This is a genomic window from Methylotenera sp. (genome assembly GCF_029945535.1).
Taxonomy (GTDB): Bacteria; Pseudomonadota; Gammaproteobacteria; order Burkholderiales; family Methylophilaceae; genus Methylotenera.
In genome coordinates this window covers 553,295-578,894 of the sequence record NZ_JAQSCU010000010.1, presented here as the reverse complement: position 1 = coordinate 578,894, position 25,600 = coordinate 553,295, and the positions used below count along the sequence as shown (strand labels likewise).

Annotated in this window: 25 protein-coding genes; 8 read left to right on the top strand and 17 right to left on the bottom strand. The window is 42.4% G+C overall.

Translation table 11 applies throughout. The features are described from left to right. Positions 1 to 8 precede the first annotated feature (8 nt). The gene (locus tag PSU72_RS05835) at positions 9 to 563 is read right to left on the bottom strand and encodes a DUF302 domain-containing protein (RefSeq protein ID WP_300431381.1); all 555 of its coding nucleotides are present in this window, start codon (positions 561 to 563) and stop codon (positions 9 to 11) included. A 26-nt stretch (positions 564 to 589) separates the two neighbouring features. Then, the gene (gene cysB, locus PSU72_RS05830; RefSeq protein ID WP_300431380.1) at positions 590 to 1,519 is read right to left on the bottom strand and encodes an HTH-type transcriptional regulator CysB; all 930 of its coding nucleotides are present in this window, start codon (positions 1,517 to 1,519) and stop codon (positions 590 to 592) included. Between the two features lie 148 nt (positions 1,520 to 1,667). Between cysB and PSU72_RS05825 the strand changes: the two genes are divergently transcribed. The 7 genes from PSU72_RS05825 (at position 1,668) to fdxA (ending at position 8,355) form a co-directional block, all read left to right on the top strand. After that, entirely contained in the window at positions 1,668 to 2,438 is a 771-nt protein-coding gene (locus PSU72_RS05825; RefSeq protein WP_300431379.1) for a sulfite exporter TauE/SafE family protein, read from the top strand. Positions 2,439 to 2,510: 72 nt separating this feature from the next. Then, positions 2,511 to 4,193, top strand: coding sequence for a nitrite/sulfite reductase (locus PSU72_RS05820; RefSeq protein WP_300431378.1), 1,683 nt, complete (start codon positions 2,511 to 2,513; stop codon positions 4,191 to 4,193). Next, positions 4,190 to 4,807: a DUF934 domain-containing protein gene (locus tag PSU72_RS05815; protein WP_300431377.1), complete on the top strand. Its 618-nt coding sequence runs from the start codon at positions 4,190 to 4,192 to the stop codon at positions 4,805 to 4,807. The genes PSU72_RS05820 and PSU72_RS05815 overlap by 4 nt, the downstream gene beginning before the upstream one ends. After that, positions 4,807 to 5,565, top strand: a complete 759-nt coding sequence (locus PSU72_RS05810) for a phosphoadenylyl-sulfate reductase (protein ID WP_300431376.1) — start codon at positions 4,807 to 4,809, stop codon at positions 5,563 to 5,565. Before PSU72_RS05815 ends, PSU72_RS05810 begins: the two co-directional genes overlap by 1 nt. 74 nt (positions 5,566 to 5,639) lie before the next feature. Beyond that, entirely contained in the window at positions 5,640 to 6,584 is a 945-nt protein-coding gene (gene cysD / locus PSU72_RS05805; RefSeq protein ID WP_300431375.1) for a sulfate adenylyltransferase subunit CysD, read from the top strand. Positions 6,585 to 6,660: 76 nt separating this feature from the next. Then, positions 6,661 to 7,935 carry a sulfate adenylyltransferase subunit CysN gene (cysN, locus tag PSU72_RS05800; protein WP_300431374.1) on the top strand — a complete coding sequence of 425 codons (1,275 nt, stop codon included), beginning with the start codon at positions 6,661 to 6,663 and terminating at the stop codon, positions 7,933 to 7,935. A gap of 96 nt (positions 7,936 to 8,031) precedes the next feature. Further along, entirely contained in the window at positions 8,032 to 8,355 is a 324-nt protein-coding gene (fdxA, locus tag PSU72_RS05795; RefSeq protein ID WP_013147898.1) for a ferredoxin FdxA, read from the top strand. 106 nt (positions 8,356 to 8,461) lie between these two features. Here the strand turns inward: fdxA and PSU72_RS05790 are convergent, their stop codons facing one another. Further along, complete coding sequence (locus PSU72_RS05790) at positions 8,462 to 9,133, bottom strand: hypothetical protein (RefSeq protein WP_300431373.1); 672 nt, start codon at positions 9,131 to 9,133, stop codon at positions 8,462 to 8,464. Between the two features lie 225 nt (positions 9,134 to 9,358). On the opposite strand from PSU72_RS05790, the gene PSU72_RS05785 reads away from it, so the two are divergent. Continuing rightward, a complete protein-coding gene (locus PSU72_RS05785; protein WP_300431372.1) occupies positions 9,359 to 9,856 on the top strand; it encodes a YgjP-like metallopeptidase domain-containing protein in 498 nt (165 codons plus the stop codon). A 49-nt stretch (positions 9,857 to 9,905) separates the two neighbouring features. On the opposite strand, the gene PSU72_RS05780 is transcribed toward PSU72_RS05785, so the two are convergent. The 14 genes from PSU72_RS05780 to PSU72_RS05715 all read right to left on the bottom strand — a co-directional run bounded on the left by PSU72_RS05780 (position 9,906) and on the right by PSU72_RS05715 (position 25,571). Continuing rightward, positions 9,906 to 11,120 (bottom strand): multidrug effflux MFS transporter, encoded by a 1,215-nt coding sequence (locus PSU72_RS05780; protein ID WP_300431371.1) that lies wholly within the window; start codon positions 11,118 to 11,120, stop codon positions 9,906 to 9,908. A gap of 66 nt (positions 11,121 to 11,186) precedes the next feature. Beyond that, positions 11,187 to 12,428 carry a pyrroloquinoline quinone biosynthesis protein PqqE gene (gene pqqE, locus PSU72_RS05775; protein ID WP_300431370.1) on the bottom strand — a complete coding sequence of 414 codons (1,242 nt, stop codon included), beginning with the start codon at positions 12,426 to 12,428 and terminating at the stop codon, positions 11,187 to 11,189. A gap of 49 nt (positions 12,429 to 12,477) precedes the next feature. After that, positions 12,478 to 12,759, bottom strand: coding sequence for a pyrroloquinoline quinone biosynthesis peptide chaperone PqqD (gene pqqD, locus PSU72_RS05770; protein WP_300431369.1), 282 nt, complete (start codon positions 12,757 to 12,759; stop codon positions 12,478 to 12,480). Between the two features lie 21 nt (positions 12,760 to 12,780). Beyond that, the gene (gene pqqC, locus PSU72_RS05765) at positions 12,781 to 13,554 is read right to left on the bottom strand and encodes a pyrroloquinoline-quinone synthase PqqC (RefSeq protein ID WP_300431368.1); all 774 of its coding nucleotides are present in this window, start codon (positions 13,552 to 13,554) and stop codon (positions 12,781 to 12,783) included. A gap of 9 nt (positions 13,555 to 13,563) precedes the next feature. Continuing rightward, positions 13,564 to 14,478, bottom strand: coding sequence for a pyrroloquinoline quinone biosynthesis protein PqqB (gene pqqB / locus PSU72_RS05760; RefSeq protein ID WP_300431367.1), 915 nt, complete (start codon positions 14,476 to 14,478; stop codon positions 13,564 to 13,566). A gap of 100 nt (positions 14,479 to 14,578) precedes the next feature. Next, entirely contained in the window at positions 14,579 to 14,650 is a 72-nt protein-coding gene (gene pqqA / locus PSU72_RS05755) for a pyrroloquinoline quinone precursor peptide PqqA (RefSeq protein WP_012777389.1), read from the bottom strand. Positions 14,651 to 14,821: 171 nt separating this feature from the next. Further along, positions 14,822 to 15,886, bottom strand: a complete 1,065-nt coding sequence (aroG, locus tag PSU72_RS05750) for a 3-deoxy-7-phosphoheptulonate synthase AroG (RefSeq protein WP_300431366.1) — start codon at positions 15,884 to 15,886, stop codon at positions 14,822 to 14,824. Further along, complete coding sequence (hisC, locus tag PSU72_RS05745) at positions 15,887 to 17,017, bottom strand: histidinol-phosphate transaminase (RefSeq protein WP_300431610.1); 1,131 nt, start codon at positions 17,015 to 17,017, stop codon at positions 15,887 to 15,889. It lies immediately after the preceding gene. A gap of 34 nt (positions 17,018 to 17,051) precedes the next feature. Beyond that, positions 17,052 to 18,134, bottom strand: a complete 1,083-nt coding sequence (pheA, locus tag PSU72_RS05740; RefSeq protein ID WP_300431365.1) for a prephenate dehydratase — start codon at positions 18,132 to 18,134, stop codon at positions 17,052 to 17,054. Continuing rightward, positions 18,131 to 19,213, bottom strand: coding sequence for a 3-phosphoserine/phosphohydroxythreonine transaminase (gene serC / locus PSU72_RS05735; protein WP_300431364.1), 1,083 nt, complete (start codon positions 19,211 to 19,213; stop codon positions 18,131 to 18,133). Before serC ends, pheA begins: the two co-directional genes overlap by 4 nt. A 33-nt stretch (positions 19,214 to 19,246) precedes the next feature. After that, positions 19,247 to 21,895: a DNA gyrase subunit A gene (gyrA, locus tag PSU72_RS05730; protein WP_300431363.1), complete on the bottom strand. Its 2,649-nt coding sequence runs from the start codon at positions 21,893 to 21,895 to the stop codon at positions 19,247 to 19,249. A gap of 135 nt (positions 21,896 to 22,030) precedes the next feature. Continuing rightward, positions 22,031 to 23,215: an O-succinylhomoserine sulfhydrylase gene (locus PSU72_RS05725; protein WP_300431362.1), complete on the bottom strand. Its 1,185-nt coding sequence runs from the start codon at positions 23,213 to 23,215 to the stop codon at positions 22,031 to 22,033. A 201-nt stretch (positions 23,216 to 23,416) separates the two neighbouring features. Further along, a complete protein-coding gene (purF, locus tag PSU72_RS05720; protein WP_300431361.1) occupies positions 23,417 to 24,973 on the bottom strand; it encodes an amidophosphoribosyltransferase in 1,557 nt (518 codons plus the stop codon). Positions 24,974 to 25,079: 106 nt separating this feature from the next. After that, on the bottom strand, positions 25,080 to 25,571 hold the full coding sequence (locus PSU72_RS05715) for a CvpA family protein (protein WP_300431360.1): 492 nt from the start codon (positions 25,569 to 25,571) through the stop codon (positions 25,080 to 25,082). Positions 25,572 to 25,600: the final 29 nt, after the last annotated feature.

Genomic DNA, 25,600 nt, shown 5'->3' with positions numbered 1-25,600 from the left:
ACAACTTATTAAATATCTCCCTTGCTCGCTTTATCTATAATTTCCAGCAAGGTATTTTCTAGCTCTTGAGCAGCTTTTTGGGCGCGTGGCGTTGGATTTTTGATACTTTTTAAATCAAACGTTGGTCTTGCTAAACCAATGAACAGTTTTAGCTTTTTGTTTGCATCTGGCTTTTCATATATCGCTATGCGACAAGGTGCGAATACCAAAAACTCGGGATGATCTAAGAAAATATCAGTGCCCAAACTCAAATTACAGAAGCTATGCACTTCCTTGATGCCTTGCGGATCTATACCACGTTTTTTGATGTGTTCGCCAATAGGAAAGTTGGCAGGATTAACAAAGTTCTTGCCTTCAGAGAGGCTTTTAAGACTATCCACCACATCTTGATAACTCACCCCATCATGCACCGCCAACTCATAAATCGCAGTAGTGTTGTCTATCGGTGGCATGCCTGCTCGCACCTGTCCTGACAACTCAACTTTCTCTGAGATTGCTGGCTTTACGGTACTACAGCCAATGACTGTTATCAATAAAGCTGCAAGTAAAAAATGTTTCTGCATCGCGACACTCCAAATTTGAAAGTGAATTATGTACCGCTTATTTTAAGTGCTTCATTCACCGCTTTACGATTAAAGCTTGGCGCCATAAGCTCAATGAAGCCGTACATATAACCACGCAAGAAGGCGTCTTTACGAACACCTAAATAAGTCGTGCTATTAGGGAATAAATGGCTGACATCTACCATCGCTAAATTTGAATCGCGCTCAGGGTCATACGCCATATTCGCTAGTAAACCAACGCCCAGCCCCAATGTCACATAGGTTTTAATCACGTCAGCGTCAATGGCCGTCAATACAACGTTTGGTGAAACGCCAGCTTCGCTAAATGTTTTTGATACCAAGCTACCACCTGTGTAGCCAAAATCGTAGGTAATCAAAGGATACGCAGCTAACTTCTCAAGTGTCAACGCGCCATCTAATAGCAAAGGATGTCCATGTGGCACCACCACGCAACGATTCCACTCATAACAAGGTAAGCACAATAGATTCTCAAAATCACTGATATATTCAGTAGCAATACCAACATCGGCATCGCCCTTCGCCACTTGCTCAGCCACTTGACTGGGATTACCTTGATGAATATTTAATTTAACATGTGGATAAGCTGTCATAAACGATTTGACTACAGCAGGTAATTTGTAACGCGCTTGAGTATGCGTAGTCGCAATGGTTAAGGTACCTGTTTCAATATTACTAAACTCATCACCCACACGTTTAATATTATCTATTTGATGCATGACTTTTGCAGCCAAAGATAATATCTGCTCACCCGGCTCAGTAATACCCGTAAGTCGCTTTCCGTTGCGTAAAAATACTTGCAAACCGATCTCTTCTTCAAATAACTGAATCTGCTTACTCACTCCCGGCTGCGAGGTATATAAAGCATCAGCAGCACTGGTAATATTAAGATCTTGACGAGCAACCTCATTAAGGTAGCGTAATTGTTGTAGTTTCATAGTCCTGTCATTTCAATTTTGAGCAATTCAATATAACTAAAAATTATACATATAGAATAACATATTCTAAAAAAATTATTTAGACCTGATATAGTGCCGATGCTTAAGAAAATGTTCAATAAATTGCTTTAATTAACGGATACTCCATATGGAATTTGGTTACATTATTGCTGGCTTTGTGGTCGGCATGTTGGTTGGTTTGACTGGTGTTGGTGGCGGTTCACTCATGACGCCGATTCTCGTGCTGTTTTTTCACATCAAACCCGCTTTAGCTGTAGGCACTGATTTGCTCTACGCCTCAGTAACAAAAAGTGTAGGTATTTTTGCACACGGCAAACTAGGCAATATCGATTGGAAAATAGTACGGCTGTTAGCATATGGTAGTGTACCCGCCTCTATTCTAACCACACTATATTTGCGTAACCAAGACATCGCTTCAGATGCGGCAGTAAATACAATTAAATTTTGGCTCGGAATTGCATTATTAGTGACGTCACTTTCTGTGTTATTCCGTAATCAGTTGGTTAAATTTTCAACAAAAGAACATCTAGTGAATGAAAAATGGACACCTTATTTAACCATAATATTAGGCTTAGTTTTAGGTGCATTAGTCACGCTAACTTCGGTGGGCGCAGGTGCATTGGGGGTAACAGCCTTATTAATCATTTATCCGCGTAGGCCAATTCTTACTATTATTGGTTCAGATATTGCTCATGCAGTACCGCTTACTCTGGTTGCGGGGCTTGGCCATGCAAGCATTGGCACGGTAGACTACAACTTACTCGGCACTTTGTTAATCGGCTCAATCCCTGGCATTTGGATTGGCAGTCACTTAAGCTCAAAAATGGCTGAGCACTGGGTGCGCATTGCACTTGCATTAATATTGATTTTTGTGGGCTTAAAACTCGTTTTCCATTAAAATAGCGAGTTACCTAGCTCCATATGCCATAGAGATTATTAGTTAAGTTTTTGGGATTAAGAAAAGCACAACATGTATAAGTATGATGAAATAGACCAAACACTCGTCGATGAGCGCGTTGCGCAGTATCGTGATCAAACACGTCGTTATTTAGCTGGCGAATTAAGCGAAGACGAATTCCGTCCACTACGCTTACAAAACGGCCTGTATATTCAACGCCAAGCGCCTATGTTGCGTATTGCCGTGCCTTACGGGATGCTCTCAAGCAAGCAATTACGTAAGTTAGGCGACATTGCAGGCAAGTACGACAAAGGCTATGGTCATTTCAGCACTCGTCAGAACTTGCAATTAAACTGGCCTAAACTAGAAGATGTGCCCGAAATTTTAGCTGAGTTAGCTACTGTTGAAATGCATGCCATTCAAACATCAGGCAACTGTATCCGTAACATTACTACCGACCAATTCGCCGGCGTTGCGCCAGATGAAATTATTGATCCACGCGTCATGGCTGAAATCATGCGTCAATGGAGTACATTCCACCCTGAGTTTGCGTTATTACCGCGCAAATTCAAAATTGCTGTGTCTGGCACTCGCGATGACCGTGCTGTGGTGCAAATGCACGATATCGGTATGGAGTTCTATAAAGACAGCAATAACAAGGTTGCTATTAAAGTGTGGGTGGGCGGTGGTTTAGGCCGTACCCCGATTTTAGGCACAGTGATTCGCGAGCATTTAGAGTGGCAACATGCCCTCACCTATTGCGAAGCGATTATCCGCGTTTACAATTTACATGGTCGCCGCGACAACGCATACAAAGCACGTATCAAAATTTTAGTAAAAGCACTTGGCATCGAAGAGTTTAAACGCCAAGTCGAAGAAGAGTGGTCACACCTAAAAGATGCACCTAACACGATTCCAGAAGGTGAGTTAGAGCGCGTTAGTAAGCATTTTGAGGCTATGCCTTATGAAACACTGCCAGCACATGATGCGGGCTTTGATGCGGCTATTGCAAGCAACCCAGCGTTTGCTGCATGGGTTAAACGCAGTGTGCATGCGCACAAAGTTGCGGGTTATCGCGCCGTTACACTTTCATTAAAACCACATGGCACAGCACCTGGCGATGCAACTAGTGAGCAAATGAATGTCGTTGCTGATCTTGCCGACCAATACAGCTTTGGCGAATTGCGCGTTTCACATGAACAAAATTTAATTTTGGCTGATATCAAGCTCAGCGACCTATTTGCGGTATGGGAAAAAGCCCGTGCAAATGGTTTAGCCACCCCAAACATTGGCTTGTTAACTGATATTATCTGCTGCCCAGGTGGCGATTTCTGCTCATTGGCTAACGCAAAGAGCATCCCCATTGCAACTGCCATCCAAATGCAGTTTGATAATCTAGATTACCTGCATGACATTGGCGATATTGAACTCAATATCTCAGGCTGCATGAACGCCTGTGGTCATCACCATATTGGTCACATCGGTATTTTAGGTGTCGATAAAGATGGTTCTGAATGGTATCAAGTTAGCATTGGTGGTAGCCAAGGCAACGACGCAAGTTTGGGCTCTGTGATTGGGCCATCATTTTCAGCCGATGAAATGCCAGCGGTAGTGCAAAAGCTGATTGATGTTTACATTCAAGAGCGCACACCAGAAGAACGCTTTATTGATACCGCACGCCGCCTAGGTGTTGCACCATTCAAAGCACACGTGTATGCAGATAAAAATACAGCAAAACCAGAGGTGACAGCATGAGTAATTTAATCACGCTAAATAACGGCGTTGCCGCCATTTCAGAAAATGAATGGACCATCATTAAACTGCCAGCTAGCCAAGTGGAAGAACGTAAGCAAGCTGGTAAAGTTGTTTTATTCAAGCTTACAGGTGAAAAAACTGTTTCTGCAGAGCAAATTGCTACTACCGAGATTCCAAGCGCGGGCAAAATTATTGTGCCATTAAGCGTCTTTATTGCGCGCAAAGCCGAGCTACAAGACCGTATGACCAGCAATCAAATTGGTGTGTGGGTTGATACACATGAAGTTTTAGAGGATTTAGTGAGTAGCGTAAGCGATTTAAATAGCTTACCAATCATTGCTGTACATGTTGAACGCTTTGCTGATGGTCGCATTTTCTCACTAGGTACCTTATTACGCACACGTTATGGCTTTAAAAATGAATTACGCGCTATCGGTGATGTATTGCGTGACCAATTGTACTTCTTTAAGCGTAGCGGGTTTACCAGCTACCTCATTCGTGCCGATCGCTCTGCAACAGAAGCATTGGCAAGCTTGAATGACTTTACCAACCCTTACCAAGGTGCGGTTGATGAACCTCGCCCTGTGTTTAAACGCTATAACCGAGTTGCATAATGAATAACTCTGTTTCTATGCTAAAACCAGCGGCAAGCAACCCTGCAACCAAGCCAGAATTGACTGATACGCTTGTTGCCAGCGTGAACGCAAAAACGGCTGCCGTATTAGCGTTACTTCGTGATGCTAGCGCTGAGTTAAAAGCCATTACCTTTGCTAACAGCTTTGGTGCGGAAGACATGGTCTTGACTGACATCATTCTTAAAAATCAGGTGGCTATTGAGATTTTTTCACTTGATACAGGTCGCTTGCCTGTTGAAACTTATGACTTGATTGCAGAAACTGAAAAGCACTACAGCACAAAACTGAACGTGTATTTTCCGCAAGCTGCCACTGTTGAGTTTTACGTTAAAACCAATGGTATCAATGCTTTTTACGAGTCAATCGAGCTTCGTAAAAGCTGCTGTCACATGCGTAAAGTAGAGCCTTTGCAACGTGCACTTAAAGACAAAGATGCATGGGTGACTGGTATGCGTGCGGCACAGGCAACGACAAGAACTAGCTTACCAGTGCGCGAATTTGACGAAGGTAACAAACTAGAAAAATTCAATCCACTAAGCGATTGGACTGAGCAAGAAGTTTGGGCGTATATCCGCATGCACGAAGTACCATATAACCAACTTCACGATCAATTTTACCCAAGTATAGGCTGTGCGCCATGCACACGTGCAATTGCCATGGGTGAAGATGTTCGCGCTGGCAGATGGTGGTGGGAAGACCCACTTAACAAAGAATGTGGACTTCACGTTAAAAAGTAGTTGGTAAAAATAAAAATGTAAAGTTAAACCAGACTTAAAGTTTTGAATTAATTATATAAAGTAAGCTATTGAATATGTTAAATAAAGAAAAATCAAACCATCAACCTTTGTCGCATTTAGATTGGCTAGAGTCAGAAGCCATTTACATTCTGCGTGAGGTCGCTGGACAGTGCTCTAACCCGGTATTGCTGTTCTCAGGTGGTAAAGATTCCCTGTGTATTTTACGTTTAGCTGAAAAAGCTTTTCGCCCAGGACGCTTTCCGTTTCCATTAATGCACATTGATACTGGTCATAATTACCAAGAAGTAATTGATTTCCGTGATCAACGCGCCGCTGAATTGGGCGAACGATTAATTGTACGTTCAGTTGAAGACTCGATGAAACGCGGTACAGTCGTATTGAAATCAGCTGACGAGTCACGCAACAAACATCAATCAGTGACCTTGCTTGAAGCGATTGAAGAGTTTGGCTTTGATTGCTGTATTGGCGGCGCACGCCGTGATGAAGAAAAAGCGCGCGCTAAAGAACGTATCATGAGTTTCCGTGATGAGTTCGGTCAATGGGATCCAAAAAATCAGCGCCCAGAATTGTGGAGTTTGTACAATGCTCGTTCACACAAAGGCGAAAACATTCGTGCCTTCCCTATTTCCAACTGGACTGAGATGGACGTTTGGCAATATATCGAACGTGAAAAACTACAATTACCAAGCATTTACTTCGCACATCAACGCGATGTTGTGATGCGCGCTGGCTCGATTGTGCCAGTGAATGTGCCACTCGTGAATGGCGAAGTGACCAACCCAGTAAAAGCCGGCGAAGAAATCATCAAGATGCAAGTACGTTTTAGAACCGTTGGCGATATTAGCTGCACAGCACCTGTGATTTCAGACGCAGACACCGTATCAAAAATTGTACTTGAAACAGCAACATCAACCATTACAGAACGTGGCGCGACAAGGCTTGATGACCAAACCTCTGATGCATCAATGGAACAACGTAAAAAAGAAGGCTACTTTTAAATTGTAGGTCGTTCTTTAAACCGACTTATTGGGCTGAAGTCCAATCTACAATAAATCAATTATTTAAAATTAAAATATGACAACACAACACAACGATTCACTTTTGCGTTTTATGACCTGCGGCTCTGTCGATGACGGCAAAAGCACGCTCATCGGCCGCTTGCTATTTGATACCAAAACCATTTTGGCCGATACATTAACGCAAATTTCGAATACCTCGAAAAAGCGCGGTATGGAAGCGGTGGATTTATCTCTACTTACCGATGGCTTGCAAGCTGAGCGTGAGCAAGGCATTACCATTGACGTAGCCTATCGCTACTTCAGCACAGGTACACGTAAATACATTATTGCCGATGCGCCAGGTCATGAACAATATACCCGTAACATGGTAACTGCAGCCTCTACCGCCAACTTGGCAATTATCTTAATTGATGCTCGCCGTGGCGTTTTAACGCAAACACGTCGTCACAGCTATTTAGCACATTTGGTTGGTATTCAACACATTGTTGTTGCCGTCAACAAAATGGACTTGGTGAATTATGATCAAGCAACCTATGAAAAGATATGTTCAGACTATCTAACTTTTGCAAATGAAATTGGCTTTGCACAAGCTAGAGATATTAAGTTCATCCCTATCTCGGCGTTGGCTGGCGATATGCTGGTTGACCGCCTAGAGAACATGCCTTGGTACACAAGCGAAACGCTACTAGAGATGCTGGAAAAAGCACCGGCAGCGCATACTGAAGGCGATGAAGAATTCCGCTTCCCCGTGCAATTTGTATGCCGTCCGCATGCAAGTGCAGATGCTGACTTGCATGACTTTAGAGGCTTTATGGGCAGAATCGAAAGCGGTAACATTGCCGTAGGCGACGCTGTTACTGTGCTACCAAATGGCTATCAATCTAAAGTCAAAGCCATTCAAATTGGCGATGAACAGTTACAAAGCGCCCAAACCGAGCAAAGTATCACACTATTATTAGAAGATGAAATTGATACCTCTCGCGGCGATATGATTGTTAAAACAGGCAGCACTATTGAACCTGTTAAACAAATCGAAGCATTTGTTTGCTGGCTGTCAGAAACCCCATTATCCCCTGCTCGCACTTATGTGATTCGTCACACTACTCGTGAATCTAAAGCGAAAGTTGGCACTATTGCGTATAAGGTCGATGTAAATACACTTGAAGAACAAGCGACTACCGACCTTAAAATGAATGATATTGCGCGCATTACCTTCAAACTCGCGCAGCCACTGATGATAGATAGTTACAACACTAACCGCGCCACTGGTGCGTTTATTGTCATCGACGAAAGTACTAATAATACGGTTGGCGCTGGAATGATTGTTTAAGCGCTACTTGATATAGCGCAACAATTTAGCGATGCAAAATAATTCAAATTCAAATAAAATAGCGTTTTACGCTTTATAGCTGTTAAGGACCTAAAAATGACCTATGTCGTCACTGAAAACTGTATTCAATGCAAATTTACTGATTGCGTTGATGTTTGCCCTGTAGATTGCTTTGTAGAAGGCCCTAACTTCTTAGCGATTAATCCAGATGAGTGTATTGACTGCACCCTATGCGTTGCAGAGTGCCCTGCCGAAGCGATTTTTGCCGAAGATGATGTACCAGCAGACCAACAAGAATTTATCGCCTTAAATGCGCGCTTAGCTGAATTATGGCCAGTGATTACATCGCGTAAAGCTGCGTTAGAAGACGCAGAAGCAATGAACGGCGTACCTGGTAAGCGTGATTTGTTAATTGAGTAAATATCAGGCTGATTCATTTAAGATATTGAATTAACATAGCATGAAAATAAAAAAGGAGACGAAAGTCTCCTTTTTTTACACTCACTCTCGCTTGTTGAATTAATAACTAGGCTGCATAAGCAAGGGTCGGTTGAGGAGAATCAATGACATGAACACCATTCTTCCAGAAGTAATAGAACTCCCGCCCGACTTTTAGTGTCACCTTATAAGCTTCATTTGATGAAAATAAAGTCAAATTAGCATCCAGTGCGTGTCGATAGGCGACGGGCTGTTTATGTGGTGCATTTCGCAATAAAATCAATAGAAGCTTGGCTAGCTTTTTACATGCATTAATTACGAAATCCTCTACACCATTGCCACGTAGAACCTTCTCATATTCATCTAATGGCTGCATTTCTAGCTTTGTTAAAGTATGCCTGTCCAATGAATTCCACAAATCTTTTAAATCACTATCGCCTGGTTTCCATTTGATTAAATTGGCACCAAAAGCATTGTCTTGATTCATGGCCACAATGGCTTTGATATCGTCTATCCAAAACGAAAAAAACTCTCTGATCACTGGTAAATAATTAAACCATAGCGATTTGTCCAAGTTTTTAAATAGCTGATCAACCGCATCCCTAAATGCGTTGCCATCACAATGAATACTTTCAATCCATGGGATAAGTTTCAGTATAATCACCTCACGCTGCCGAAGCTCAATTTTGGTGAAACCCTTACGCTCCAAAAGATTAAGGTATGCACTCAATGCGATATGTTCACGACTAATAACCATCATCTGCTCTGCTTTCTGATACCACTGCTCGACGTATCAATAAAATCTAAATTAACTAACTAATACTCAAGATATAATGTATTTTAAATTAATAGCAAACATTTCAATTGAAAGAACAAAAACGGGTATCAGTAGCACTTTATTACTTGGATTGAGCTTGGATGACTAGATAAGCAACTTCAAATATATCTAAAATTTAGTTAATATTTGTATAATAATTAACAACCTATGACACCACCCCCTCTCAAATATCTGCAACATTACTCTGCTTCGTTGCAGGATAAAATCCGACAGTTGCAATCTCAAAATATGCTGGGTGAATACATCGTACAACGTTATCCAGAGTCGCATCAGATTCAAACTGACAAGGCGTTATATGTTTATAGTAACGAGCTCAAGCAAGCTTTTTTGCGCAATGCGCCATTGTTGGACAAAGTGCATTATGACAACCGTTTAACTATCGATCATCATGCACTAGGACTGAATACGGCAGTTTCGCGCGTGCAGGGTGGAAAGCTTAAAGCTAAAAAAGAAATACGAATTTCTTCATTCTTTAAAGAAACGCCCGCTGATTTTTTAAAAATGATTGTTGTGCATGAACTTGCACATCTAAAGGAACGCAACCATGACAAAGCATTCTACCAACTTTGTCAGCACATGGAGCCAAACTACCACCAACTAGAATTTGATTGTCGCGTTTATTTACTTTGGAAAATAGAGAGCTAAAAATATAAGTTTAATCATCGCTTAGCTGCTCTGAAATCAAAGCATTCTCTTATTGATGGCTATAAAACTTGCTCTTACGTATCATCAGCCAGCCAAATATCAAATAACCCGCCATCGCTAACGCCAATCCAGACGGTGCATACCAGACTAATGGCACAATCAAACCAGCAGATACTGTCGACAATAGCATTTGTATAAATGCTTGACCTGAAGCCGCAGTGCCCCTGATTTTGGGATGTCGGTCAAGGGCGACAAGTGAAAGTATGGGCATTGCCAATGCCATGCCGATGTTAAACAGAGCAATCGGCAGGATGTTGTATAAAGGCCTTGTGGGCAATGCATAGCAAATCAGCACATTCAAGATGACCATTGCCGCCATCCAAAGATAGGCTATTTTAACTACCTTTTGCCTTGCATAGCGCCCCGCTGCTCGTTTTGCTAGATATGAACCCAAAATCATGCCACAAACGGTAGGGATAAACATGTAGCCAAATTGATGTTGAGTAAAACCTAGCTGCTTAACTAAAAATACAGGACTGGCTAATACGTATAGAAAAAAACCTGCAAAATTTGCACTGAGTGCTAATACAACGTAATTAAATTCCTTATCGCCAAATATCACTTTGTAGTCTTTAATCACTTGTTTTGCAGATAACGGCAAACGTTTCTCGACGGGTACTGTTTCTGGCAAATAGCGAATAGCTGCCCACAGACTCAGCGCTGCATAGAAGGCTAAAAAGATAAAAATAGCTTGCCAGTATATGCCCAGCAACACCCCACCAATAATGGGTGCTATTGCTGGGGCAATACCAAATAACATCTGTACTGTCGCCATCACGCGCTGCGCCTGTGCCCCCTCAAACAGATCGCGCACCATGGCGCGCGCAACTACATTACCAGCCCCACCAGATATCCCCTGCAAGGCGCGAAAGAACCACAGCGTCTCGATATTAGGTGCAAATGCACAGCCTATAGACGCCAGTACGAAAACACCTAGCCCCCATTTAATGGTTGTAATCCGACCGATTGAATCTGAAATTGCACCATGCCATAAAGTCATGAGCGCATAAGGCAAGAGATAAAAAGTGAGGCTTTGCTGAACTTGCACATCAGTTGCACCTAGCTGTGCGCCCATCACATGGAACGCCGGCAGATAGGTGTCAATAGCAAAGGGTGCAAGCGCGGCAAGGCTTGCTAGCACATAGACTAAAAGGTTGGAATGTGTCGAGGTTGAGTGCGGAGAGAGATTAGATTGAGTTTTCATATATTCGTAAATAAAAAAGCGCGCTAGCTTATGTTGCTGCGCGCTTTCTATTATATCTGTTAAAGCTTAAGGCAAAGCATGAAACTCTTCTACCCGCTCTTTATCACCCGCTACATATTTCTTAGAGTTCTTATCGGTTCTAAAAATAATTGGTTGATTAGCTATTACTGGATTTTTGCTGTCTTCAATCGCCTTCTCAATTAAATGATGATGAGGTGAAAGTGAACACACTGGGTCTGCGGCTTCTGCATCACCCGTTAGTAAAAATGCTTGGCAACGACAACCGCCTAAGTCATTCATTTTTTCTGGACACGTCACGCATGGACCTTTCATCCAAGCGGTGCCGCGATATTTATTAAAGGCTGGTGATTCTTTCCAAGCGTACTCCAGACCTTTTTCGCGCACATTTGGAAATGCCATATTCGGCAAAACACGTGCTGAGTGACATGGCAACACATCACCATTGGCAGTGACAATCATAAAGACCTCACCCCAACCATTCATACATTTCTTAGGGCGGTCGCCAAAGTAATCTGGCACCACAAAAAAGATTTTCATCTTGTTGCCAACTTTTTCACGGAACTCATTGGTGATGCGTTCCGCTTCATCAATTTGCTCTTTAAGCGGCATTAACTGGCTGCGATTGACTAATGACCAACCATAATATTGGGTATTAGCAAGCTCTACATAATCGGCGCCTAAGGCCTCAGCCATCTCTAAAATTTCTTTGATATGACCAATATTGTAGCGATGTATTACTACGTTTAGCACCATTGGGTAGCCATGATTCTTAATCATAGCCGCTACTTTTTTCTTTAGCTCGAACGTTTTAGTATTGGTAATGAAGTTATTAATTTCTTCAGTAATATCGTGCATTGAAAGCTGAATGTGGTCTAAACCACCCTCTTTAAATGCCTGAATACGCTTTTCAGTTAACCCAACACCAGAGGTAATCAGGTTGCTGTAATAGCCCAATTTTCTAGCTTCAATCACAATGTCTTCAATATCGTCACGCAACAAAGGCTCACCACCAGAAATACCAAGCTGTATGGCACCCATTTTCCGGGCATCACGCAAAGCTTGTATCCATTGCTCTGTGGTCAATTCGTTTTGCGTATGTTTATCGTAATCAGTCGGGTTGTAGCAAAAAGCGCAATGCAGTGGACAGCGATAGGTCACTTCAGCCAACAACCAAAGTGGCTGAGTTTGTGTAAGATTAGCCGCAACACCGTTGTTCTTAGGTTGGCCCTGGGCTTGCGCATGCAACTCTTTTTGTACCACTGACTCACCTAGTGAAGTTTGTGTCATTTACTGCTCCTAAATATTCAATTAGCCACAGACCAATTGAATTCTGATACTAAACTTTACGAATCCAAGCTTTTCCGTAAGCCATTTCAAACATGCCAATAATGTCAGCTTCTATTCCTACGGCGTCAGGAAAAGCGGCTTTTAGCTCAGCCACAATATCGCCTACAGTAGCTTTGCCATCCACGCGCTTAATCACTTCACCTGCACCACCATGTAGTTTGACCATACCTTCAGGAAAAAGTATCACATAACTTTGTTGCGCTTCTTCCCATTGAAAACGATGGTGAAACGCAAGCGCGTAAATGTCAGAGTGTAGAATGTTTATTTCCATAGTGTTTGATCGAATATTTTTCTAAAAGTTGATGACTGGCTGATGGAAATAATCTTTTCCATCAATTTTAATATCAAGCGTAGAAGCCAACATGATTGAATCAGCAATCACCCACAATACATTTAGCTTAAATTGCAAAATATCCAGCGCCCTCATTTGCATTTCACGTGAAGTGCTAAAATAATCTAAAGTCACGCCCAAACCTTGCTCTACATCGCGGCGCGCTTCGGTGAGGCGTTTTTTAAAGTAGGTTAATCCTTCTTCTTTAATCCACGGATACATAGTTGGCCATGAGCTGATACGCTGTTGGTGTATGTGCGGCGCGAATAGTTCGGTTAAGCTTGAGCACACTGACTCTTGCCAAGGACGCTGTTTAGCAAAGTTGATATAAGCATCTACGGCAAAACGTACACCTGGGCTTACCATTTTCAAGCTCACAATATCTTCACGACTAAGACCAACTGCTGCACCGAGTTGAATCCATGCTTCAATACCGCCTACAGTATCACCCACACCATCATGGTCAGTAATACGCACTATCCATTGTTTACGCACCTCAACATCAGGGCAATTTGAAAGGATTGCGCCATCTTTCATTGGAATTGCAATTTGGTAGTAAAAACGGTTCGCCACCCAGCATTGCAACTGCTCTTTGGTTAATTTACCTTCATACATCATCACGTGAAATGGGTGATAAATATGGTAGCCCTTACCTTTTTCGCGAAGTTTTTCTTCAAACTCTTCACGTGACCATGGCATATTTTGGGATAGATTATCGTTTGCAATTGCGTTCATTTTGTTCTCCTAAAGAATGATGTCCATGCCATCATAGGCAACCTCAATGCCTGCTTTATTCAATGTGGCACGTTGAGATGAATCCTCATTCAAAATTGGATTTGTATTGTTGATATGAATCAATATTTTGCGTGGTTTCTCCATCGCATTTAAAATACTCATAATGCCGCCATCACTTGATTGATCTAAATGACCCATTTCGCTTGCACGTTTATTGCTAATACCTTCTTTAGACATTTCATCATCAGTCCAAACAGTACCATCCACCAATATGCAATCTGCGTTACGCATATATTCCAGCACATGTGGCTCAGCCACACCTAAACCTGGTGCGTAGAATAAACTTTTACCAGTGCGCGTATCTTTAATGTGCATACCAATATTATCGCCAGGCACAGGTTTGTCTCTGCGTGGTGAGTAAGGCGGTGCATTACTTAATAATGGTACCGCGGTAAACTCTATGCCTGCTGCGGTTGGAATGGTGAATATGGATTGGTCGGTCGCGATTTCATGGTGATTAATACCGCGGAAATAACCTAAAATATTAAACACTGGAAAGCCTGTTGTTAAATCATCTTTTACCGCATCGGTACAATAAATTTCCCAAGGCTTGTTGTGCTCACGCAGTGTGAGCAAACCAGTGACATGATCAATTTGCGCATCGGTAATGACAATCGCCGAAATAGCAGTGTCGCGAACTAGGCGTGCAGGTTGAAACACAGGAAAGTCATCTAATTGCTTTTTAATATCAGGTGATGCGTTAAATAGTATCCAGTTAATGCCATCAGCACTCACCGCTATTGAAGACTGTGTGCGCGTTGAAGCTTTAATGGTGCCAGCACGAACTCCTTTACAGTTTTCACAATTACAATTCCACTGAGGAAACCCGCCACCAGCGCCTGATCCTAATACGTGTATATGCATGAGACTCTTTTTATTTAAATTAAAACTAAATTTTACGATATGTTAAATGCATCAAAATAAAAAAAGGCTGTCAAAAATGACAGCCTTTTATTTGAACAAATTACTTGTTCATTACGTACATTGTAACTTCAAAGCCAAAACGCATTTCTGTAGCTGCTGGTGTTGTCCACATGATAAATTTCCTTTTTTAGTCGTTAATTAAATTCGTTGCTGCTTGTTAATTTATCGCTACAACGTGAAACGAATAATGCGCTCTAATAAGTTGCAGCAACACTGCAAAGTTACTGATTAACGACTAAGTAAATTCATGATGCAACTCGCCTCAATATTTATGAGCTAAGCTTTAATTACGACGTGCTCGCACAGCCGATGCTAAGGTTTCTAACATTTGAACCGTATCATCCCAACCCAGACAGGCATCAGTGATAGATTTACCATATTCCAGCTCACACCCAGGTACGTGATCCTGACGTCCTTCATTCAAATGTGATTCCAACATTACACCAATGATACGTTGGTCACCATTGGATATTTGTGACGCAATATCTCGAGCAACGTCTTTTTGACGCAAATAATTTTTGCTACTATTACCGTGGCTGCAATCAATCATCAGAATAGGCGCAAGGCCAGCAGCAGACAAGCTCTCGCAAGACTCATTGACACTTTTTGCATCGTAATTAGGCGTTTTACCGCCACGCAGAATCACGTGGCAATCTTCATTCCCCGACGTTGAAAATATGGCAGACTGCCCCTCTTTAGTCACGGATAAAAAGTGATGTGGGCTAGAAGCTGTTTTAATCGCATCTATTGCAACACGTACACCACTATCAGTGCCGTTCTTGAACCCTACAGGGCAAGATAAACCAGAAGTCAGCTCTCGATGCACCTGCGACTCCGTTGTTCGCGCCCCAATGGCGCCCCAACTCACTAAATCAGCAACATATTGCGGCGTAATCATATCTAGAAACTCGGCTCCAGCCGGCATGCCAAGCTCATTTACATCTAGTAGAAATTTACGCGCAATTTCTAAGCCTTCGTTAATTTTATAGCTGCCATCAAGATGCGGGTCATTGATCAAGCCCTTCCAACCCACAGTCGTACGAGGTTTTTCAAAATAAACGCGCATCACGATCAACAAATCTTTTGCCAAATTTTTGCGAACTTCCATCAGGCGGTGTGCGTATTCCAAACCCGCTTTGGTGTCGTGTATAGAACATGGCCCCACGACTACCAATAGACGGTCATCAGACTGATGTAATATATGATGGATTTCTTTACGTGTTGCTAAGATATTTTCTGTTGAATCAGCACTTTCTTTCAGGCGATCCAATAGCTCTAATGGCGTAATTAGCTTTTTAATCTCGCGTATGCGTACATCATCTGTGGCTAGCTTTTTATATTCGCTCATTTATTCATTACTTTTTAAAATTTGTTCTAGCACTTCTAGAAAACGTGCATTTTCACTGAATAATCCAATACTTACGCGTAAGTAATCTGGCATTTCATAATTTGCAATTGGACGTACAATGACGCCATTCTGTAGTAATTTTTGATTCACTTGTGCTGCATTTTTCACGGCAAAGCTTACAAAGTTCGCAAAAGATGGAATATATTCTAATCCAAGCTTATCTAATCCTTGTGTCAATTGTGCCATGCCTGCTTGATTAAGCGCATAAGAGCGCTCAACAAAATCATCATCTGCTAATGAAGCCACTGCTGCTGCTTGAGCGATACTATTGACATTAAAAGGCTGACGTACACGGTTCATCAAGTCTGCAATATCAGCATGGCACAAGCCAAAACCAACACGCAAGCCAGCTAAACCATAAGCTTTTGAGAAAGTACGCGAAATGATTAAATTATCAAATTCACTTAACCAAGCAATTGCTTCAGATTTGTTAGCTGCAGATAAATACTCATCATAAGCTTCATCTAACATCACCAACACAGCTTTTGGTACCTGTCTCAAGAATGCCAGTAACTCATCCTTACCTAATAATGTTCCCGTAGGATTATTCGGGTTAGCCACAAATATCATGCGAGTTTTTGGCGTAATTGCTGCAAGCATCGCGGTTAAATCATGTCCATAATTCTTAGCTGGCACAACTATACCTGTAGCACCTGTCGCTTGCGTGACTAATGGATAAACTGCAAAAGCATGTTGTGAATAAATTGTTTCACAGCCCGCTGTTAAAAATGCTCGCGCAGCTAGCTCTAATATATCGTTAGAGCCATTACCAAATACCAATTGATTGGGTGCAATGCTAAATTTTTTACTCACAGCATCACGCAAAGCAAAACTGTTACCGTCAGGATAACGTGCAATATCAAGCAAAGCTTCTTGAATGGCGTAATCTGCTTTAGGACTAATGCCCAAAGGATTTTCATTCGATGCAAGTTTTACAATATCTTCCACTTGTAAGCCCATTTCACGTGCAAGCTCAGAAATTGGCTTGCCGCCTTGATATGGCGCAATCGCTTTAATATACTCAGGTGCTAATTTAGCCACAACACTGTGGACTTGATTACTGCTAGACATGCTCATGCGAGAAACCTTAAAAACTTAATTTTGCTTAAATCACGGCGACTGGATAAGAACCCAGCACCTTTAGGAAAGATGCGCGCTCTAAGCATTCAGCTAATGCAGCTTTTACTTTCGCATCATGTTGATGGCCTTCAATATCAACAAAGAACACGTAATCCCACAAACCTTGTTTAGAGGGGCGAGATTCGAACTTAGTCATACTGACACCATGCCTTGATAATGGTTCTAATAGTTGAACCATCGCACCTGGGATGTTCTTAGATGTCATCACTAAAGAGGTTCTGTCTTGACCAGACGGTGCTACTTCGTGCGAGCCTAGTACTAAAAAACGCGTGGTGTTTTTGGCATCATCCTCAATATTTTCAGCGAGGATGTTCAAGTCAAAAAGCTCCGCTGCACGTTTACTTGCAATAGCTGCAGCAAAAGTATTCTCATGTGTGACAAAATCATGTGTCAATTGTGCTGCTCGTGCATTACTAGTTACGGCTTCGCGTGTAGCATTAGGCATAACTCGATTCAACCACTCATGACATTGAGCAAGTGACTGTGTATGTGACATTATGTGACTAATTTTAGTGATATCTGCCTGTCCAGAAAGCAAACAATGATGAATCGGCAGCGTGATTTCACCACAAATTTTGAGTGGACTTGATAGCAACAAGTCTAAGGTGAGTCCAACTGCGCCCTCTGTGGAGTTTTCAACTGGCACAACACCGTAATCCGCTTGACCAGCCTCGACAGTACGAAACACTTCATCAATTGAGCCACAAACAATTGCACTTCTACCCAAGCCAAATTGTTTGAGTGCAGCCTCTTCACTATAAGTACCTAATGGCCCTAAAAATGCGATAGAAAGCTCTTTTTCAAGTGCACGACAGTTAGACATCACCGCACGAAAGATATTACTCACAGCCTCGTTAGCTAGCGGCCCTTGATTATTGGCTTGCAAGCGACGCAATACCTGCGCTTCACGTTCTGGGCGATAAATCACGCCATCATCTTTCAGGCTGCCAATCGCACGTGCAAGCTTTGCCCGCTCATTGACGAGCTTTAGCACTTGCTCATCTATGGCATCTATTTGATCGCGATGTTGTTTAAGTTGCTCGCTCATGCTGAATGTTTGCTTTCGAAAGCCTTCATATAAGCAACTAGCGCCTGCAAACCCTCAATCGGCATCGCATTATAGATACTGGCACGCATACCACCCACAGCACGGTGACCTTTAAGCTGTAACAAACTATTTTCTTGCGCGCCTTTTAAAAAAGCGTCATTTAACGATTCATCTTTCAAAAAGAATGGAATATTCATGCGTGAGCGATTTTTGATTGCCACATGATTCACATAAAAATCTGTTGAATCTATATAGTCATAAAGCAATTTAGCTTTGGCTACATTCACTTTCTCAATGGCAGCTACTCCGCCCTGCTCGATTATCCATTCAAACACCAAACCCGCGATATAGATACTATAAGTGGGCGGCGTATTAATCATAGACTGATTTTCAGCCTGCGTTTTCCAATTAAATACGGCAGGCGTTAGTGGCGAAGCGTGGTCAAGTAAATCTTCACGCACGATCACTATACATAAACCTGCTGGGCCGATATTTTTTTGTGCGCCGCCGTAAATAACACCATATTGACTGACATCAACTTCACGTGAAAGTATGTGCGAAGACATATCCGCCACAATAGGCACGCCGTTAGTGTTTGGTAAATCAACAAACTCGACACCACTCATGGTTTCATTAGTACAAATGTGCAGATAAGCTGCGTCTTTGTTTAATGCCCATGTAGAAAAATCTGGAACGTAGGTATATTTATCGGCTTCCGTGCTGGCAACTACGTTAATCTTGCCATAAGCGCTTGCATCTTCAACACTGCGCTTACTCCAACCGCCTGTCACTGCATAATCTGCGGCTTTATTGCCAAGTAAATTGAGCGGAATCATTGCGTTTTCAGCAATGGCACCACCTTGCAAAAACAATACTTTGTAATTGCTTGGAATATTCATGAGTGTGCGTAAATCAGCCTCTGTTTTGGCCAAAATACTCATAAACTCTTTACCGCGATGAGACATTTCCATCACGCTCATGCCTGATCCATGCCAATCCAGCATTTCCGATTGGGCACGCATTAATACAGGTTTAGGTAAAACTGCAGGGCCTGCAGAAAAATTAAAAATCTGAGTCATTCTGAATATTTCTTTACTTGAAGTTTAATAAAGTTAAGCGTTATCGCCTGCTTCTGTGCTGTCATTTGCATCAGACTCTACTTCTGAATTGGATTCAATTGGTTCGCTAACTTCTATTGTTGCATCTGCATCAACTTCTGCTTCAGGATCGTCAGACTCAACAATTTTTTCAAGTCCAGAAAGTTTCTCGCCTTCACCAAGGTTAATCAACGTTACACCTTGTGTTGCACGACCTAATTCACGAATTTCTTTTACACGCGTACGAATTAACACCCCACCAGTGGTAATCAGCATAATTTCATCGTCTTCATTCACCAGTTTAGCAGCCACCACCAAGCCATTACGCTCACTAATCGCGATGGCTTTAACACCCTGTGTGCCACGACCGGAATGGCGGAAATCGGCTAACACAGTACGTTTACCATAACCGTTTTCAGTCGCTACCAATACAGACTGTTGGTCATTATTAGCTATCAATAATGACAATACTTGTTGATTTTCAGCCAACTTCATACCGCGAACGCCGCGTGTCGCACGACCCATTGAGCGCACATCGTCTTCACTAAACCAAACCGCTTTACCGCCATTTGAAACCAAAATCACATCATTAGTACCATTAGTAATTTCGGCACCAATAAGGAAGTCGCCTTCATCTAAGTTAATCGCGATAATGCCTGATTTACGTGGGTTAGCAAAATCTGACAACGGCGTTTTCTTGACTGTACCAAGTGATGTCGCCATAAATATGAAATGGTTTTCATCAAACTCTTTTACAGAGAGAATAGCATTGATTTTCTCACCTTCCTCAAGCGGGAATAAGTTCACAATTGGCTTGCCACGACCAGTACGGCTTCCTTGTGGTACTTCGTAAACTTTCAACCAATAGACTTGACCGCGACTACTAAAGCACAAGATGTAATCATGCGTATTTGCAACAAACATCTTGTCGATAAAGTCATCTTCTTTAGTCTGAGCTGCCTGTTTACCGCGACCGCCGCGACGCTGAGCGCGATACTCATCTAGAGGCTGAGATTTTACATAGCCAGTATGCGAAAGTGTCACAACAACATCTTGCGGCGTAATAAAGTCTTCTAACGACAAATCTTGCGCATTCACAACAATTTCACTGCGACGTTTATCGCCAAACTGCTTACGGATTTCAGTTAACTCATCATTAATAATGGCTGTCACACGTGCAGGCGTTGCTAAGATATTAAGCAAGTCAGCAATAATATCCATGACTTCTTTATATTCACTGACGACTTTGTCTTGCTCAAGGCCTGTTAAGCGTTGCAGACGCATTTGCAAGATTTCTTGCGCTTGAATATCACTTAATTTATAGCCATTTGGCAACATGCCAAATTCAACACTTAAGCCTTCAGGACGTGATGCTTCCATCGCTGCACGTTTAAGCATTTCTTCAACAACAGGCGAGGTCCAAGCTTTCGCCATCAATGCTACTTTAGCTTCTGGTGGCGTTGGTGCCGCTTTAATGATAGCAATCATTTCATCAACGTTAGCAAGTGCAACCGCTAAACCTTCTAAGATATGACCGCGTGCACGTGCTTTTTTCAACTCAAACACAGTGCGGCGTGTAATCACCTCACGTCTGTGGCGCAAGAACGCCTCTAGCATTTGCTTAAGGTTGAGCAAGCGTGGTTGACCATCGAGCAAGGCCACCATATTCATACCAAACGTATCTTGCAACTGCGTTTGTTTGTATAGGTTATTCAGTACAACTTCAGCAATTTCACCGCGCTTCAGTTCAATCACTACGCGCATACCAGATTTATCTGACTCGTCACGCAAATCAGAAATGCCTTCGATTTTCTTCTCGTTGACTAATTCAGCGATTTTTTCAACGAAAGTCTTTTTATTCACTTGATACGGCAGTTCATCGACAATCAAAGCTTGACGACCACCGCGCTCTAAATCTTCAACGTGAGTACGCCCGCGCATCACTACACGACCACGGCCTGTGCGGTAACCTTCTTTAACCCCTACCGTGCCGTAAATAATACCCGCGGTTGGGAAATCTGGCGCTGGCACTAGTTCAATCAGCTCCTCAATGCCCATTTCAGGGTCTTTAAGCAGCGCGAAACAAGCATCTAACACTTCATTGATATTGTGTGGCGGAATATTAGTGGCCATACCCACTGCGATACCAGAGCTACCGTTAATCAGTAAGTTTGGAATACGCGCTGGCATGATAAGCGGCTCGTGCTCGCTGCCATCATAGTTAGGGCCAAAATCAACGGTTTCTTTGTCAATGTCAGCTAATAATTCATGTGCGATTTTCGACATACGGATTTCGGTATATCGCATTGCTGCCGCGTTATCGCCATCAACAGAACCGAAGTTACCTTGACCATCCACCAGCATATAACGCAAGGAGAAGTCCTGCGCCATACGAACGATAGTGTCATACACAGCAGTGTCGCCATGCGGATGGTATTTACCAATCACATCGCCGACGATACGTGCAGATTTTTTGTAAGGCTTATTGTAATCATTTGACAGCTCATGCATCGCAAATAAAACACGGCGATGAACTGGCTTTAAACCATCACGAACATCCGGTAAAGCGCGCCCTACGATAACACTCATTGCGTAATCGAGATACGATCTACGCATCTCGTCTTCTAAGCTTATGGGAAGGGTTTCTTTAGCGAATTGATCCATGTGCGAACTAACTTTTAATGGTTTTTATATATCATTATTTTAGCACAAAAAGTGTGCAAATTAGTAGCGCTAACAGCGATTAACCATAGGCTGCTTATCAATACGTGCTCTTGAATTGAGCACGTATTTTAAACATTATTTTGTAAGCAAAAATAAGTCCGCTTTTAAGTCCTCTACATGCTCTAATCCAACAGCAATTCTAACCAATCCATCTTGTATCCCAGCCGCAGCGCGTGCCTCAGCAGATACGCGACTATGCGTTGTAGTGGCCGGATGCGTAATAGTACTTTTCGCATCACCTAAATTCGCCGTAATCGAAATTAACTTAGTGGCATCAATTAAAGCCCAAGCGGCTTCCTGAGCTGTTTGACCAGCTTTGGGCTTAACTTCAAAACTTACTATACCGCCACCATTACTCTGCTGCTGCATGGCAAGTGCATGCTGCGGATGTGATTTCAAACCTGGATAAAAGACGCGTACTACCTGTGGCTGCGCCTCAAGCCATGTCGCAAATATCAGCGCATTCTTCGCATGCGCTTCCATACGAATGAATAAAGTTTCCAAGCCCTTTAAAAACACCCAAGCATTGAATGCACTCATGGTGACGCCTGCCGTGCGTAAAAAGCCATAAACTGGCTCCATCAAAGCTTTGCTGCCGAGAACAGCACCGCCTAAACATCTACCCTGTCCATCAATATACTTGGTAGCTGAGTGAATGATAATGTCAGCGCCCAATTCAAGAGGCCTCTGAACCGCAGGTGTACAGAAACAGTTATCCACCACAAGATAGGCGCCAGATTGATGTGCAATGTCAGCTAAGAGGCGAATATCACCAACTTCCGTCATTGGGTTTGATGGTGTTTCCGCAAAAAACAGTTTAGTTTTGGGTGTAACAGCCGCTTGCCATTCAGCAGGATTCGTCAATGAAACGTAAGTCACCTGCAAACCCCAACGCGCCATAATGTTGCTGAATAGCTGAACACTAGTTCCGAAAATACTGCGCGAAGCTACAATGTGGTCGCCAGCGCTACACAAACCCATGACACAAGCTAGAATCGCCGACATGCCGCTGGAAGTGGCCACACATTGCTCCGCGCCTTCTAAGGCGGCTAGTTTATTTTGAAACATGGTGACGGTTGGATTGGTAAATCTTGAATAAATATTACCAGGCTCAGTACCGCCAAAACGTGCAGCAGCTTGAGCTGCACTGTTAAACCTAAAACTAGAATTTAAAAACAAGGCTTCCGAATTTTCACCAAATTCGGTCATCTCGTTACCAGCGCGTACGCTTAAAGTTTCTGGGTGATATTGGTTTGTCATTTTCACTCTCATTTCTTTTGGGCATTAAAAAACCCGTTTAAGCATTTAGCCAAAACGGGTTCTTTTTTAAACTCGCTTTAGCTGTATTTATTATGCGCCCGCAAGCTGAGTAAGACCTTGATTAAGTTAAGTCACTCAAATCAGCGCAATTTAATCTTAGACCTATGAAACAGTATGGTCAAGATGCATTTGCATTTAAATCTAACTTACTTCCGTCGCCTCTTCAGCAGGCTCATTATCGAAACTATCAATCAGATTTAAATCCATCTGCGTGCTTGAGTTAGCTGGCTTTTGCTTCTTGTTCATGTCGCCGCGCGCAGTCTCAATATTATTCAAATAAGCTTCATTAATGTCACCTGTCACATATTTACCGTCAAAACATGAGCAATCAAAGTTTTTAATATGTGGGTTGCTTAATTTAACGCCCTCAACCAAAGCATCCAAGTCTTGATAAATCAATGCATCTGCACCAATTTCTTGGCAGATTTGCTCATCAGTGCGGCCCGTTGCCAACAACTCATCGCGGCTAGGCATATCGATACCATAAACATTTGGGAATCTTACTGGTGGGGCCGCTGAAGCAAAATAGACTTTGTTTGCACCTGCATCACGTGCCATCTGGACGATTTGTTGTGATGTTGTGCCGCGAACAATCGAATCATCTACCAACAAGACATTTTTACCCTTGAACTCAATACCAATCGGATTCAATTTCTGACGTACCGATTTTTTACGCAATGCCTGACCTGGCATAATAAATGTGCGGCCAATATAACGATTTTTAATGAATCCTTCGCGATAATCCAACCCTAAGGCAATTCCTACTTGCAAAGCACTTGGGCGACTAGTATCTGGAATCGGAATCACCACATCAATTTTCTTATCAGACCATTCACGTTTGATCTTTTCAGCAAGACTTTTACCCATATCTAAACGTGTTTGGTAAACCGATACGCCGTCTATCACTGAGTCAGGGCGAGCTAAATAAACATATTCAAAAATACAAGGGTTAAGTTTCGGATTATCGGCACATTGACGTGAGAAGAAATTACCATCCATATCAATAAATACCGCTTCGCCTGGCTCTACATCACGCACCATTTGGAAACCGAGCACATCCAACGCAACGCTTTCTGAAGCCACAATATATTCCGTACCTTGGACAGTTTCAAGCTTACCAATCACCAATGGGCGAATACCATTTGGATCGCGAAACGCAAGCAAACCAAAATTAGCAATCATCGCTACTACAGCATATGCACCTTTACAACGTTTATGCACGCCAGATACCGCATCAAAGGCCATATCGGTATTGAGCACCGCATTACGTGAAGTTTTCTCAATCTCGTGCGCCAACACATTCAACAACACTTCAGAATCTGAGTTGGTATTGATATGGCGTAAATCTTGGCGGAACATTTCAGATTTTAGTTGTTGTGAATTGGTTAAATTACCATTGTGACCAAGCACGATACCAAACGGAGAGTTCACATAGAAGGGCTGCGCTTCTGCTGCACTAGAAGAACCAGCAGTTGGATAGCGAACGTGAGCAATCCCCACGTTCCCAATCAGACTGCGCATATGACGTGTTTGAAACACATCTTTTACTAAGCCATTGTTTTTATGCATGAAGAACGTATTGCCATCAGTCGTTACAATGCCTGCAGCATCCTGACCGCGGTGTTGCAACACTAACAACCCGTCATACAATAATTGGTTAACTGGATTTTTACCTACAATGCCTATGATTCCGCACATGAAGAAAGCCTTAAGTGATTAATTCTAATTAAAAATTCTATAGTTCTAAGATGCAGGCCTTGATGCAACTATTCAAGTCTTAAGATGTAAATTAACTATAGCTAATTTAATCGTATTTAACATGCTTAGCAATGCTTATCGGCACCCACGGTAACATACTGATAACCAAGGCCTCAAGGGGCGCACTAAACATGGCATTTCGCCAGCGTGCATCATTAGGTAGCTCGGTAAGTCCCGCTAAAAATACAACAATACAAACAATTAGTACGCCGCGTGCCAAACCAAAAATAGCACCCAATAAACGATTAAGCCAACCGAGCCCCATTTTTTTAAAAACGGATGAAAGCGCTATCGCTAACAAAGTAGCAACTAGTAAAGTGGCAAAAAACAATACTAAAAATGCCGCTAATATACGTAAGGACTCGGTTGGTATATTTTCAGGCATCATTGGCAAAATTTGATTAGCATAAGTTTTAGCCGTCACAAATGCAGCTACCCAACCTAAAATTGCTAATGCTTCTCTAAAAAAACCACGCATCACACTTAATATGATAGATAAACCAATTATAACAAGCACTACATAATCGAAACTTGTCATGTATTTTTCAAATCAATTAATCGCAATAT

Excerpts from the sequence above, each read along its gene's own strand:
- PSU72_RS05835 (WP_300431381.1), bottom strand. The coding sequence starts at position 563 with ATGCAGAAACATTTTTTACTTGCAGCTTTATTGATAACAGTCATTGGC.
- cysB (WP_300431380.1), bottom strand. The coding sequence starts at position 1,519 with ATGAAACTACAACAATTACGCTACCTTAATGAGGTTGCTCGTCAAGAT.
- PSU72_RS05825 (WP_300431379.1), top strand. The coding sequence starts at position 1,668 with ATGGAATTTGGTTACATTATTGCTGGCTTTGTGGTCGGCATGTTGGTT.
- PSU72_RS05820 (WP_300431378.1), top strand. The coding sequence starts at position 2,511 with ATGTATAAGTATGATGAAATAGACCAAACACTCGTCGATGAGCGCGTT.
- PSU72_RS05815 (WP_300431377.1), top strand. The coding sequence starts at position 4,190 with ATGAGTAATTTAATCACGCTAAATAACGGCGTTGCCGCCATTTCAGAA.
- PSU72_RS05810 (WP_300431376.1), top strand. The coding sequence starts at position 4,807 with ATGAATAACTCTGTTTCTATGCTAAAACCAGCGGCAAGCAACCCTGCA.
- cysD (WP_300431375.1), top strand. The coding sequence starts at position 5,640 with ATGTTAAATAAAGAAAAATCAAACCATCAACCTTTGTCGCATTTAGAT.
- cysN (WP_300431374.1), top strand. The coding sequence starts at position 6,661 with ATGACAACACAACACAACGATTCACTTTTGCGTTTTATGACCTGCGGC.
- fdxA (WP_013147898.1), top strand. The coding sequence starts at position 8,032 with ATGACCTATGTCGTCACTGAAAACTGTATTCAATGCAAATTTACTGAT.
- PSU72_RS05790 (WP_300431373.1), bottom strand. The coding sequence starts at position 9,133 with ATGATGGTTATTAGTCGTGAACATATCGCATTGAGTGCATACCTTAAT.
- PSU72_RS05785 (WP_300431372.1), top strand. The coding sequence starts at position 9,359 with ATGACACCACCCCCTCTCAAATATCTGCAACATTACTCTGCTTCGTTG.
- PSU72_RS05780 (WP_300431371.1), bottom strand. The coding sequence starts at position 11,120 with ATGAAAACTCAATCTAATCTCTCTCCGCACTCAACCTCGACACATTCC.
- pqqE (WP_300431370.1), bottom strand. The coding sequence starts at position 12,428 with ATGACACAAACTTCACTAGGTGAGTCAGTGGTACAAAAAGAGTTGCAT.
- pqqD (WP_300431369.1), bottom strand. The coding sequence starts at position 12,759 with ATGGAAATAAACATTCTACACTCTGACATTTACGCGCTTGCGTTTCAC.
- pqqC (WP_300431368.1), bottom strand. The coding sequence starts at position 13,554 with ATGAACGCAATTGCAAACGATAATCTATCCCAAAATATGCCATGGTCA.
- pqqB (WP_300431367.1), bottom strand. The coding sequence starts at position 14,478 with ATGCATATACACGTATTAGGATCAGGCGCTGGTGGCGGGTTTCCTCAG.
- aroG (WP_300431366.1), bottom strand. The coding sequence starts at position 15,886 with ATGAGCGAATATAAAAAGCTAGCCACAGATGATGTACGCATACGCGAG.
- hisC (WP_300431610.1), bottom strand. The coding sequence starts at position 17,017 with ATGTCTAGCAGTAATCAAGTCCACAGTGTTGTGGCTAAATTAGCACCT.
- pheA (WP_300431365.1), bottom strand. The coding sequence starts at position 18,134 with ATGAGCGAGCAACTTAAACAACATCGCGATCAAATAGATGCCATAGAT.
- serC (WP_300431364.1), bottom strand. The coding sequence starts at position 19,213 with ATGACTCAGATTTTTAATTTTTCTGCAGGCCCTGCAGTTTTACCTAAA.
- gyrA (WP_300431363.1), bottom strand. The coding sequence starts at position 21,895 with ATGGATCAATTCGCTAAAGAAACCCTTCCCATAAGCTTAGAAGACGAG.
- PSU72_RS05725 (WP_300431362.1), bottom strand. The coding sequence starts at position 23,215 with ATGACAAACCAATATCACCCAGAAACTTTAAGCGTACGCGCTGGTAAC.
- purF (WP_300431361.1), bottom strand. The coding sequence starts at position 24,973 with ATGTGCGGAATCATAGGCATTGTAGGTAAAAATCCAGTTAACCAATTA.
- PSU72_RS05715 (WP_300431360.1), bottom strand. The coding sequence starts at position 25,571 with ATGACAAGTTTCGATTATGTAGTGCTTGTTATAATTGGTTTATCTATC.